Origin of the sequence: Undibacterium sp. WLX3042, from assembly GCF_049544825.1 — a bacterium.
In the GTDB taxonomy this organism is placed as follows: domain Bacteria; phylum Pseudomonadota; class Gammaproteobacteria; order Burkholderiales; family Burkholderiaceae_D; genus Undibacterium.
Genome location: NZ_CP186698.1, coordinates 2270591 through 2282688 on the forward strand (window position 1 = coordinate 2270591; position 12098 = coordinate 2282688).

Sequence of the window (12098 nt, forward strand, 5' to 3'; positions counted from 1 at the left end):
AAAAACTGAACTGAGATAAGCCACCGATGTGCGGCAGGCGAACGCGATGCTTAAGCTGAAGTTCCTCCCACGTCAGCCGGGCAAATTGAGAGCTGGCACCGCAGGGAGATGGCACGGCATACCGTGCCTTCAGCGCAGCTTGAAATCAGTCTTAATTAAACGAGAAAGTGTAAGTCACATCCACAGCAGACTCATTGCCCGTGCGGCCTATCACTGTGATACGGCGGGTCAGTTGCCAGCTGAGACGAATTGCGCCGCTGGCATCGCCGAGGCCGCGTTCGACGGAAAGCACAAGACCGGGCATCAGACGTTTTCCTACGCTGACCACCTGATCGCTACTGGAAGAACCATTGCCGCTACCGGTCGCACCGGCAACCGTCTGAACCGGAACGTGGGACGATGAGTTCTGTCCGGCAGCACCAATCGAAAATTCATCGAAGCCCAGCCCCTGCACAATATCGCGCGGGATATTACGACTGCCATCGCCCCCAAAAATCGCGGTCGCCGCCGACATCAGCAAAGATGCATCGCCACCGGCCAGCTGATCAGAACCGCGTCCCAGTACCAGCCAGGATAATTTTTCAGCATCAGGCACTGCAGGCTCGGATACCAGCCGCACTTGCGGTGCGGCGACACTGCCCACCACTTCCACCCCGGCCTCGACCGCCAAGCCCTGACGCAAGGCGCGGATATTCAAGCCTGGATTCGCCGGCGGCCCCTGAAAATTCAGGATGCCACGCTCAATCGCCAGCTGTTGTCCGTAACCTTCGTACACACCTTTGACCGTGTTGATCGTTCCGGTCGCCTGCAAGGGACTGCCATCAATTGAGCGCATACGCAAGCTACCCGCCAGCCCGGTGTCCAGCCCGCGACCGACGAATACGAAACGCGGCCCCATATCAAAGCTGACATCAACGCGGGTTTTCAGGCCTTTTTTGACTGGTACGGCATCCGTTGCTTTAGCCTCACGTTTATCCGACTTCCGTGTGACATGAACATCGTCCGATAAACTTGGCGGCGGCATTTTAGGCAATTTGAAATAAGCACCATCGGCCAGCACTTTTCCGGTCAGACTCCAGATATTTTTCGACTCGATGATACTGGCCTGACCTGACACCACCAGCCAGCGGTCTTTTCTTTGCAGCATAGGGAATTGCTGCCATTGCGCCTGTATCGATCCTGTTTCTTTACCGATGTCAATCTCGCCGCTGGCATTGAATTCCCCGCGCTTGCCCAGCATGTCCGTACCTTTAAACTGTGCATGCGGCGGCAGCATGGTCACTGTATTGGAAAATTGCAGCTGACTGAGCGTCAGACGATTATCTTCGATATGCGCTTCCAGCAAACCATGAGGCAGTAACAGGCCCTCAGAAGCGAACGCGAGTTCCAGATCGCGCCCGCTGACATCGGCACGATAACGCGGTTTACCCATCGTGCCAGCCAGCGCACCGTCGAGGCTTAATTTTCCTTTCAGTACCAGTCCCGGATTAATGGATGGCCCCAGCCATTCAAGATCCGGGATCAAAGCCTTGATGCGTCCGTTCAATGCTGCGCCGGGCGAAATCATCCAGCGCCCATCCTGTTTGCTCAGGAAAGAATCCGCGTTCATTTCCCACTGTCCGAGACGGGCACCATCAGCGGTTGCCGACAGCTGCAGGCGTTCGCCATCCGTGCCGGCAACCAGACCGCCCATGCGTAATTGCATCTGTACATTGCGTATGCCTAAAGGAACCGGAGTACCGGTACCGTCAGGATCATTGAAGCGCAAATCCCCGCTTTGCCGCTCGATACGGATATCCCCGCGCACACTGTCCTTCAGTTGCAGATCCCATCTGGTATTGAGTTTCAGATTTCCGGTGACCGTGTATTGCGGCCGGAACAGGTGAATGATATCGAGCAGACGCACATCGGTCATACTGCCCTTCGTGCTCAGCGTGCCAGGCAGCCATTCAAACTGATCCAAGGTCAGCTTTGCCAGTTCGCTTTGTAACTGCAGACTGCCGAGACGCACCGAATCCGGCGTGATCTGCAGACTGGCGGGACTCACTAAACGCAAATCCGGTTTCCCCGCCAGCGTCAGCGACTGCAATTGTCCTTTCCAGTCCCAATGACTCAGGTCATTTTTAGCGCCTGCGCTGAGCGCGCCATTTGCTGCCAGATGCAACTGCTGTTTGCCGCTGAACGATATGTCCGCCTGCAAAGTATGGGCGGCTTTTTTTCCTTTGAGCTGCAGCTGCAACTGCCGTATTTTTTCGGCCTGCACAACTCCGGTCAGATCGGTATCATTCAGCGCAGGCAAATCGCCGCCCAGGTGCTGTGCACTGATATCCCCTTCAATCTGACCGTCGAGTCCTTTGCTCAGGCTGAGCTTGCCGGATAATCTGGCAACGGTATAATTTTTGTTATTGTGTGAAAAACTGAGTTGCTCTGCATCGGTGCTCACGCTGCCCGCCAGATCGTTGAAACGTCCCAGCAATTGCACATCCGCTTTTAATTTGCCACCGAAGGCGAGTAATCCGCTGCCAAACAGACTATTCAGACTATTGAGTTCTGATAATTCCGGTGCATCCAGATTCAGCGTCAGGAGGTCGCCCGCAGCCCCCCAGGCACCCTGCCCTTTCAACGTATTTTTACCCCAGCGCAGATCCATCTGCCGCAACATGAGCTGCTGATCCTGACGCCATTGCAGATCGACATTTCCCTGCACCGGCTGTCCTGCATATTGCCCTTGCAAGGCAGGCATTCTGAACTGTAACTGCACACGCGGCTGCAATTGTCCATCGCTGCTGAATTCCGCCTGCAAGCGTCCGGCAGGTGCCGCGACCCAGCGCGCCGGGTCAAAATTGCTGAGATGCCCCTTAACATGAAATACCTGATTGCCGCTGAAAGCAATCTCCCCCTTCGCCTCGAGGCGGGATTCTTCCGCCTGCAATTCAAATTTGCTCAGACTCAGCACCAATTTATTCAGATCGTAGCTGAGTTCGGTGTTCAGCCTTGCTTTAGCATCAGTCAGTTGCGCCTGCGTCAGTATGGTCTGATCTGGCGCGGTCTGTACTTTTGCGCTGCCATTGATGTTTGTGCTGTGCAAGCGCTGATCGATTTGTTTCAGATCGATATTCGTCAGGCTCAGTTGCGCTTGCGCCCGGGTGGCTCCCGCCTGTAGCTCAAGACTCGCATCGCCACGGATCTGGCCCTGACTACCGGCTTGCACCATCAGATGGCTGACATCGAGATGCGTCCCCTGCCATTTCAGTCTGGCACTGACAGAACGAAGCGGTATCACATTCCGGTTAAGCGGACCGGCGGCGGCATTGGTGATGGAAACGTCGCCTTCCACAAGGTCGGCGGCGGGAGCAATATTTTTTTCTGCGTCTTTTTTAATGCTACTTTTTACCTTCGCTTCCGCAATATTTTTTTCAGTATTCTGAGGTGTGCTTTGCTGCACTTTTTGCGCCGTCTGTGGCCGCAGATCTGCCAGCAGACGTAAATCGGCTGCCGGTGCTGCACTGGCCCAGGCAGCCGGATTGAAATGCTGAATATCGACGTGGGCGCTTTTGAATATCTGCGCATCAAACGGTGCAATCACAGCCCTGGCGGAGCCATTCAGATGAGCTGTCTTTTTATTCGTCAGTAGTTTTTTTTCTGCATCGCTGGCAGGTCCCTGCGGAATGGATTTTTCCTGTAATTTTGCCTGCAAAGCAAGTTGTATTTCCTGCAGGCTGCCAGCGACCTGAAGCTGCGCCGCGACTGGTAGTACGTCGGCTCTGACCTGCCCCTGTATTAGTGCATTGCCCTTGATTGCAAATGGGCGCAGACTTGCCATCGTTGCGTCTGTCACGCTGGCATTTCCCCACGGCGAACTCAGTGCCAGTTGCGCCCGATACTGTTGCGCGACGAATTCTAAAGTTCCCTTCAGCGCGGTCAGCGTCACGATTTCTTTTTGTTTGCCACCAGCGAGAATATCGGCCACCACCAAACGCCCCAGCGCCAGCTCACGCGCCTGCAATGCAAATGGCAAACCAAGATCAGCGGGTAAGCTTACAGGCGTGTTGCTCGATGCTGTCGCGACCCGCAAAGAACTGGCCTGTAAGCGATCGACCAGCACTTGCTGATGCCACAAAGCGGCAGGCTGCCAGCGTAATTGCACACCACTGGCTCTGATCTCCAGCGTTGAGGTTTTCAGCGATAACTCATCAATCTGAATATCGTCGCCGATACTGCCCTGCACACCGCTGGCTTTGAAACTGCCCAGACTTACATAATCGATCAGCGCAAACAGACTGCGACTGCCGCTGTCAGTTTTTACCAGCCAGGTCAGTAGCAGACCAGCGCTCAGTAACAGCAACACCAGCGTTACCAAAAGACGCGACAACCATGAACGCCGCCGGCGTGCTGGCTGAGTATCTGCAGTCGTCTGCTCTGCTGGGGTCTGTGGCTCTTGGTGTCCGGTGTCGTTCATATCAGAAGGCGATCGCAATAGAAAAATCCAGACGCGCTTTTCTGGTCTGCAGACCATAAGCAAGATCCAGCGCGATCGGCCCCGCCGGTGTGTGATAACGGCCACCGGCACCGACCGATTTACGCAAACTGAAATCCTTCCAGCTGTCAGCAGCGTCACCGGCATCGACAAAGCCGGCGATACCCCAGGTGCTGTTGAGCCAGTGCACATATTCAGCGCTGGCGACACCCATCACACGACCACCGGTAACCGCACTCGGATGCTGAACACCCAGACTTTGGTAGGCATAACCGCGCACCGTTGAACTGCCGCCGGTACGGAATAAATAATCTTCCGGAATACCTTCATTTTTGGGCGAAAAGACCTGCCCGGCTTCGGCCCGCAGAATAATACTGTCACTGCGGCCAACCGGTATCCAGCGATGGTATTTGCCGTAACTGCGGATAAAACGCTGATCCGATAACAAGGCTTTTTCCGAAATATCCAGATCGAACTGATAAATCTCACCGCGGCGTGGTGCAAACGCATTATCGATATCACGCCAGGTCCAGCCCACGCTGGCAACCAGTGCCTTGCTGACGCTATCGTCTTCGCCGTCCACTGTTTTTCTTTCGCGTATCAGTTTCAGCGCCAGTCTTTGTTCGATATGGCCGTGGGTATTCGTACGTTTGATCCCGACTGCATTGCGCAGGGAATTGACGCCGGATACGTCCTGCCTGTCAAGAATCACCCCGAACGAATCAAGTTTATTGTCGTAAGGCGGCAAATAGATATCGGCATAACCAAGCTGGCGTTGCTGCTCTATCCGTATCGCACTGCGCAGATCCCATGCTCGCTCAAGGATGTCGCGGTCGCGGTAAGCAACTTCACCACGAAAACCGGTGTTGCTGCTGTAACCGACACCGAAACTGAGGTCACGCGCTTTACGCTCAATCAGATTCACATCAACCGGTACGGCGCTGGCTTTTTCAGGATCGGCATCGATCGATACGGCTACCGTTCCGAAATAAGGTGAGTTTTGTAAATTACGCTGAAACTCAAGCAGGCGGCTGCGTGAATACGCTTCGCCGCGCAGCGGTGGCCGGTAACGATCGAGTAACCATTGCGGATAGCGCTGCAGGCCTGTGACCCTTAATTCGCCCAGAAAAAATGGCGGCCCGCTGTCAACGTCAACCTGTAAATCAGCGCGGTACTGATCGGCATTGACATTCGCTGCACTCTCCGTAATCTGCGCAGCCGCATAGACATCTGAGCGCAGCGTTTCGGTCAACTGGGTTTTGGCCTCGCGCCAGTCGGATTCGCGAAAAAATTGCCCGACACCGAGTCCCCAGTCCTGAATCAGTGCCTGATGCCGCTGCTTCGCACGCGGGTCGCCCGCGGCCAGCGTCGCGGCAAAGTCGCCCTGAAAAGTAATATTCACATTTTCTATCAGCGTACGCTGCCCGGCATCGACCATCACTTCGATCATTTTTCCGGCAACGCCGGCATCGCTTGCCTCTGCCGCATCCGCGGATATGGCAGTGTTATCAGCATCGTCGAGATTCAGATTACGGAACTCTGTTTTCGGCGAAAAATAACCTTCGGTTGCCAGAATGCCGTTGATATCCTGGCGCAAGCGACGGATCAGCGCGGGCGTAATGTTCTGCGCTTCGCTGTTGCCGGAAAACTCGGCGATATGCTCGCGCAGTAAATCCGCCCAGTCAGTCTTTGCTGCCTGTAAACGAAAACGTCCGCTGATACTGCGGACGAATGGTTCCGTTTCGTTTTCTTTGTTATTTTCCGCTCCTGCGGTCGCCGCAGGCACCTGCGCTGCAGGTGAGAGCGCAGACGCTACTGGCTCCTGCGCCAGAGCAGGTGCGGCCGCCGCAGCTGCCGCGTACAGCAGCCAGCCGGAAAAACCCAGGCATTTGCGAATAGGTATCATGCTGACTTATTTTGTTGCGAGCCCGACGCGGTTGATACCCAGTTTTTTTGCCTCGGAAATCACCTGCACCACGTCGTCATAGATGATGCCTTTATCCGCAGAAACCAGCACCGACAGATCAGGCTTTGCCTCGTGATATTCGCGTAATTTCAACAGCAGTTGCTGGCGGTTTTTCGCCTGCTCTTTGCTTTCCTGAAGATTATTACCGTTGCTGCCGTTCTTGCTGTTGATGCTGATGGTGGCAAGCTCATTCGGCCGCAAAGTGACTTCGATATATTCAGACGGCGGCTGCGTTGACTGACCGGCCGTCGGCAAATTGATTACGCTGGGATTTGTCATCGGCGCGCACACCATGAAAATCACCAGCAGCACCAGCATCACGTCGATGTAAGGCACGACGTTAATCTCGGCCTTGAATTTGCGTTTACGTTCGCCACGCAGATAACTCATGCTGACTCACTTTGTATTAGCGTGACTGACGCTGAAGAATATTCGAGAACTCTTCAATAAAGGTTTCAAAGCGAATCGCCAGACGATCAATGTCGTGCGAATAACGGTTATACGCGAGTACCGCCGGAATCGCAGCAAACAAACCGATCGCCGTCGCAATCAGCGCCTCGGCAATACCCGGTGCCACGGCTGCCAGCGTCGCTTGCTGCACATTCGCCAGACCACGGAAAGAATTCATAATCCCCCAGACGGTACCGAACAAACCGATATACGGCGATACCGAGCCGACCGAAGCGAGGAAAGATAAATGCGCTTCCAGCATATCCATTTCACGCTGATACGCGGCGCGCATCGCACGCCGTGCGCCATCGAGCATCGCGCTGGCATCAAGCGAAGCTTTATTGGCGTTTTTGACTTTGTGGTATTCACTCATACCGGCCTCGAAAATACGTTCGAGTGAACCGGTTTTATCACGGCCGCGACGATTGCTGGTGGCATCCTGATACAACTCCACCAGATTGCCACCGGACCAGAAATTCCGCTCAAACACCTCGGTCTGCGCACGCGCCTTTTTGATCGCAAACATTTTGCTGAAGATATACGTCCAGCTGGTCAGAGAAACGCCCAGCAGTATCAGCATCACCAGTTTCACCAGAACAGAGGCATTGCTGATCAGGCTGAAAAAAGAAAGGTCTTGAGTAACATTCATAATGAATCACAGTTGAGAACAACAAATAACAAAGAGTAAAAAAACTATCCCGCCGGCCGGGCTATGCCGTCAACCGCATCAGGTATGGATTTTTTCAACGACCACATCCGGAATCGCTGCGGGCCGCAGGCTGTTTGCACCGACGCAGCCGACTTTGATCGTACCGCTGGCCAGCAGACGCTCGCCGCACCAGGCTTCCTGCGCAAACAGGATCGATGCTCGTCCCAGTTTTTCGACCACGGCAGTGATACGGAGTTCATCATCGAGTCTGGCGGGTGCATGATACTCGACTGTGCTTGCTTTGACGACAAACATTACCTCATGCGTCTGCTTCAGTTCCTGCTGGTGAATGCCGGTGGCGCGCAGCCATTCGGTACGGGCGCGCTCAAAGAACTTCAGATAATTCGCATAAAAAACGATACCGCCAGCGTCCGTGTCTTCGTAATACACACGCACATTCCAGTTAAAATTTTTCATCATCAACCGCCGTTTCGGCTTTCTTCTCTCGTATGACGTGATTTCTATCACGCAATTTACTGCATAATTTTTACAAAACAGGGGGAGTATCTGCCTTTTTCGCCTTAACGTCAGCATCGACAAAGGACTTTAAAATATACTCCCCCCAGTATTATTTCAGCAAAAATCCGCTTAAACGAGGTTGCGCTTGATATTCAACGGACCAAAGCCCTGGCAGGTCGGCATCATCTCGATATAGTTGATATTGACATGCGCCGGCAAAGTGGCGATCCAGTATGCCGTTTCAGCGATATCAACCGCGGTCAATGGCACCGTGCCTTCATAGACTTTCGCGGCGGCATCATCGTTGCCACGGAAACGTACATTCGAAAATTCCGTCCCGCCACATAAGCCCGGTGCAATATTCGTGGTACGCACGCCGGTACCTGCCATATCTGCCCGCAGATTTTTGGTGAACTGATCGACAAAGGCTTTTGTCGCGCCGTACACATTGCCGCCCGGATACGGGGTCGAGCCGGCGATGGAGCCGATATTGATGATCATGCCGCTGTTACGTGCCACCATATCCGGCAGAATCGCCCGCGTGACTGTGACCAGACCTTTGGTGTTGGTGTCTATCATGGTTTCCCACTCTTCCTGCGACGCCAGATGGGCGGGTTCGGTTCCCAATGCCAGACCGGCATTATTGATCAGCACATCGATCGTTTTCCAGTCCGCAGGCAAATCCGCCAGCGCCTGCAGTATCGACGACTTTTGCGTCACATCCATCGTCACTGGTAATAACTTGTCGCCCAGTTCTGCATGTAAAACAGACAGACGTTCCAGCCGACGGGCGGCTGCGATGACCTGATGACCTTCGCGTACAAATTTACGCGCCATTTCCTCACCAAAACCTGAGCTTGCACCTGTAATTAATACGATCATGCTGAAATCCTTTATGCCATTGAATAAAAAATGCGCTTGTCTGCCGTGTGTACTGTCGTTCAAAACAAATATCTGTCAGTTATCTATTTTAAGTGCTTTTGTGCTGCAGGTCAGGGCATACGCGTGCTCAGGCAATCGAAAGCGCCCGTTTTTTAGCAAAATAACCATGCCTTTGATCTGCGGATGAGTGGCTTGCCCATTCAGAGCGCATCACGTAAAATCTCAGCACCATTTTGTCTCACGTGACTGGCGAAATTGTGGTTGATCCTGATACAGGCAACGGCAAAAGATGGAGATCCATCGGGAAGCGTGAGATGTCGGGGTTGTTATGTAACTTAACCCCAGCCGTGCGCCTGGGTAGCCTGATGGTAAAAGTAGTGAGGCTGCCCCTCTTCGTCCGCGTCAGACTGACACCTCGCTGAAGACAATCACCAATCCCGTTTGTTTAACTCGTTACTCACTTGTTCGACTCACCCTCACGATAATCAGGAAAACCATGTTTGCAAAAAACCATACGCTCGCCAATATCGATCCCGAATTGTTCGCGACGATACAATTAGAAAATCAGCGTCAGGAAGATCACATTGAGCTGATCGCATCTGAAAACTACACTTCGCCAGCCGTGATGGAAGCACAAGGCTCGCAGCTGACCAACAAATATGCCGAAGGCTATCCTGGCAAACGTTACTACGGCGGTTGCGAACACGTCGATGTCGTCGAGCAACTGGCGATTGACCGCCTGAAACAACTGTTCGGCTGTAACTTCGCCAACGTGCAACCAAATTCAGGCTCACAAGCCAATCAGGGCGTATTTTTTGCCTTGTTAAATCCAGGCGACACCATCATGGGCATGAGCCTCGCTGAAGGTGGCCACCTGACGCACGGCATGCCGCTGAATATGTCGGGTAAATGGTTCAATGTTGTGTCTTACGGCCTGAATGCACAGGAAGACATCGATTACGATGCAATGGAAAAGCTGGCGCGCGAAACCAAACCAAAACTGATCATCGCCGGTGCTTCTGCATTTGCACTGCGTATTGATTTTGAACGTTTCGGTAAAATCGCCAAAGAAGTCGGCGCGTATTTCATGGTCGATATGGCGCACTATGCGGGCCTGATCGCTGCTGGCATGTATCCGAATCCGGTGCCGTTTGCTGACGTCGTCACGTCCACCACGCATAAGAGCCTGCGCGGTCCACGCGGCGGTATCATCCTGAGCAATGACGAAACCATCGCCAAGAAAATCAATTCCGCTATTTTCCCTGGTATTCAGGGCGGCCCGCTGATGCATGTGATCGCTGGTAAAGCAGTGGCGTTCAAAGAAGCGCTGTCACCAGAGTTCAAAGAATATCAGCAACAAGTGATTAAAAACGCCGCAGCACTGGCGCAAACACTGACAGAACGCGGTCTGCGCATCGTTTCCGGTCATACTGAATCTCATGTGATGCTGGTGGATCTGCGTCCTAAAGGTCTGACAGGTAAAGAAGCAGAAGCGATTCTCGGCACTGCGCACATGACCTGCAACAAAAACGGTATCCCTAACGATCCGCAAAAACCGATGATCACTTCCGGTATCCGCCTTGGCAGCCCGGCATTCACTACCCGCGGGTTCAAAGAAGCGGAAGCAATCAAAGTCGGTCATCTGATTGCTGACGTACTCGATAATCCACATGATGCGGCTACCATAGAACGCGTTAAAGCAGAAGTGAAAAAACTGACCAGCGCTTTCCCTGTGTACGCGAAGTAATTTCTGCTCGTCATTAAAACGCCACTCTGCTGAGTGGCGTTTTTTTAATTTGCGCTGCCTGACAGCACAGCTCAACCACTACGGCTCTATTCATGAAATGTCCTTACTGCCACCATCCTGATACTCAGGTCGTCGATACCCGCGTTTCCGAAGAAGGCAATGTTATCCGTCGTCGTCGTCGCTGCGCACATTGCGATAAGCGTTTCACCACGTATGAACGGGTGGAACTGGTGATGCCCGTCATCGTCAAGAAAAATGGCAGCCGTACCGAATATGAATCAAATAAGCTGCGCGCCAGCTTTATGCTTGCGCTGCGCAAACGCCCGGTTTCCGCAGAAGCGATCGACAGCGCGATTCAGCGCATAGAAGAGAAACTACTCTCCAGCGGCGAACGGGAAATCATGTCCGTTCATCTGGGCGAGCTGGTCATGCATGAATTAAAACGCCTCGATAAAATCGCCTATATCCGTTTTGCGTCTGTCTACAAGAGTTTTAAAGACATCTCTGAATTCGCTGAAGCGATACAGGAAGTGAATGTCGATAACAGAACTGCCAAGAAATAAAAAAATACATGGAACACATGAACACCGCCGGCTGGCTGGTCGCCGCCTTTGCTGTGCTGATCACCGGTATCTCCAAATCCGGGCTGGGTGGTGCATTGGGCGGACTGGCCGTTCCCTTTCTTTCGCTGTGGATTTCACCGCGTGACGCTGCAGCGGTCATGCTGCCTATCCTGATCGCGATGGATATGGTCGGCATCCGCGCCTGGAGTGGCAAAGCCGACTGGCGCGATCTGAGAGTGCTGATACCGGGCGCCATTGTCGGCATTGTGCTGGGGACGCTGGCCTTTGGCGTCATGTCTGACCGGCTGGTCAAAGGAATGATAGGGCTGATCGCCGTCGGCTTCACGCTCGACCGGCTGTTGCGTCATCGCGGTCAGGCAACAACAGAACAACGTCCGCCACGCATGTTCGGCTGGTTCAGCGGCGTCGGTGCCGGTTTTACCAGCACCCTGGCGCATGCGGGCGGGCCACCGGTGATGATTTACCTGCTGTCATGGCGGCAGCCACGGGAAACCTTTGTCGCGACCACAGTCTTTTTCTTTTCCGTCATCAATCTGGCGAAGCTGCCTTTTTACATCGCGCTCGGCCTGTTCAGCATCGACACGCTGACGATGTCGGCGATACTGCTGCCGCTGGTGCCTGCCGGCGTGTGGATAGGGATGCGATTACTGACACGCATACCGGAGCGTCCGTTTTATCTGTTCGCAACCGCCGCACTCGGGCTGTCCGGCGTCAAACTATTGTGGGATGGATTGATGGCGTAGTCCGGCTTTTTCTGAGCCAGGCCACGCCCTCTTCCGTCTGATGTCTTTTCGTCCGGAAAGCGGCTTGCGCCAATCCCGGCA

The 12098-nt window shown here is 53.7% G+C and carries 9 protein-coding genes and 1 riboswitch; of the genes, 3 read left to right on the forward strand and 6 right to left on the reverse strand.

Features of this window, described 5'->3' with window-relative positions; genetic code table 11:
- Nucleotides 1-151 precede the first annotated feature (151 nt).
- From ACPAOP_RS10320 to ACPAOP_RS10345, 6 genes are all read right to left on the reverse strand, one after another.
- Entirely contained in the window at nucleotides 152-4459 is a 4308-nt protein-coding gene (locus ACPAOP_RS10320; protein ID WP_423678762.1) for a translocation/assembly module TamB domain-containing protein, read from the reverse strand.
- A 1-nt stretch (nucleotide 4460) separates the two neighbouring features.
- On the reverse strand, nucleotides 4461-6383 hold the full coding sequence (locus tag ACPAOP_RS10325; protein ID WP_423707910.1) for an autotransporter assembly complex protein TamA: 1923 nt from the start codon (nucleotides 6381-6383) through the stop codon (nucleotides 4461-4463).
- 6 nt (nucleotides 6384-6389) lie between these two features.
- Nucleotides 6390-6833: a biopolymer transporter ExbD gene (locus ACPAOP_RS10330; protein WP_423678760.1), complete on the reverse strand. Its 444-nt coding sequence runs from the start codon at nucleotides 6831-6833 to the stop codon at nucleotides 6390-6392.
- Nucleotides 6834-6849: 16 nt separating this feature from the next.
- Nucleotides 6850-7542 (reverse strand): protein TolQ, encoded by a 693-nt coding sequence (gene tolQ / locus ACPAOP_RS10335; RefSeq protein ID WP_423678759.1) that lies wholly within the window; start codon nucleotides 7540-7542, stop codon nucleotides 6850-6852.
- 78 nt (nucleotides 7543-7620) lie between these two features.
- On the reverse strand, nucleotides 7621-8022 hold the full coding sequence (gene ybgC, locus ACPAOP_RS10340) for a tol-pal system-associated acyl-CoA thioesterase (protein ID WP_423678758.1): 402 nt from the start codon (nucleotides 8020-8022) through the stop codon (nucleotides 7621-7623).
- Between the two features lie 168 nt (nucleotides 8023-8190).
- Nucleotides 8191-8943 (reverse strand): SDR family NAD(P)-dependent oxidoreductase, encoded by a 753-nt coding sequence (locus ACPAOP_RS10345; RefSeq protein ID WP_423707912.1) that lies wholly within the window; start codon nucleotides 8941-8943, stop codon nucleotides 8191-8193.
- Nucleotides 8944-9175: 232 nt separating this feature from the next.
- A riboswitch (ZMP/ZTP riboswitch) is annotated at nucleotides 9176-9309 on the forward strand.
- A 130-nt stretch (nucleotides 9310-9439) separates the two neighbouring features.
- On the opposite strand from ACPAOP_RS10345, the gene glyA reads away from it, so the two are divergent.
- The 3 genes from glyA to ACPAOP_RS10360 all read left to right on the forward strand — a co-directional run bounded on the left by glyA (nucleotide 9440) and on the right by ACPAOP_RS10360 (nucleotide 12017).
- The gene (glyA, locus tag ACPAOP_RS10350; protein WP_423707914.1) at nucleotides 9440-10690 is read left to right on the forward strand and encodes a serine hydroxymethyltransferase; all 1251 of its coding nucleotides are present in this window, start codon (nucleotides 9440-9442) and stop codon (nucleotides 10688-10690) included.
- A 92-nt stretch (nucleotides 10691-10782) separates the two neighbouring features.
- Nucleotides 10783-11253: a transcriptional regulator NrdR gene (nrdR, locus tag ACPAOP_RS10355; RefSeq protein ID WP_423678755.1), complete on the forward strand. Its 471-nt coding sequence runs from the start codon at nucleotides 10783-10785 to the stop codon at nucleotides 11251-11253.
- Between the two features lie 8 nt (nucleotides 11254-11261).
- Nucleotides 11262-12017 carry a sulfite exporter TauE/SafE family protein gene (locus ACPAOP_RS10360; protein ID WP_423707915.1) on the forward strand — a complete coding sequence of 252 codons (756 nt, stop codon included), beginning with the start codon at nucleotides 11262-11264 and terminating at the stop codon, nucleotides 12015-12017.
- Nucleotides 12018-12098: the final 81 nt, after the last annotated feature.

Coding starts and splice junctions, on each gene's coding strand:
- ACPAOP_RS10320 (WP_423678762.1), bottom strand. CDS start 4,459: ATGAACGACACCGGACACCAAGAGCCACAGACCCCAGCAGAGCAGACG.
- ACPAOP_RS10325 (WP_423707910.1), bottom strand. CDS start 6,383: ATGATACCTATTCGCAAATGCCTGGGTTTTTCCGGCTGGCTGCTGTAC.
- ACPAOP_RS10330 (WP_423678760.1), bottom strand. CDS start 6,833: ATGAGTTATCTGCGTGGCGAACGTAAACGCAAATTCAAGGCCGAGATT.
- tolQ (WP_423678759.1), bottom strand. CDS start 7,542: ATGAATGTTACTCAAGACCTTTCTTTTTTCAGCCTGATCAGCAATGCC.
- ybgC (WP_423678758.1), bottom strand. CDS start 8,022: ATGATGAAAAATTTTAACTGGAATGTGCGTGTGTATTACGAAGACACG.
- ACPAOP_RS10345 (WP_423707912.1), bottom strand. CDS start 8,943: ATGATCGTATTAATTACAGGTGCAAGCTCAGGTTTTGGTGAGGAAATG.
- glyA (WP_423707914.1), top strand. CDS start 9,440: ATGTTTGCAAAAAACCATACGCTCGCCAATATCGATCCCGAATTGTTC.
- nrdR (WP_423678755.1), top strand. CDS start 10,783: ATGAAATGTCCTTACTGCCACCATCCTGATACTCAGGTCGTCGATACC.
- ACPAOP_RS10360 (WP_423707915.1), top strand. CDS start 11,262: ATGGAACACATGAACACCGCCGGCTGGCTGGTCGCCGCCTTTGCTGTG.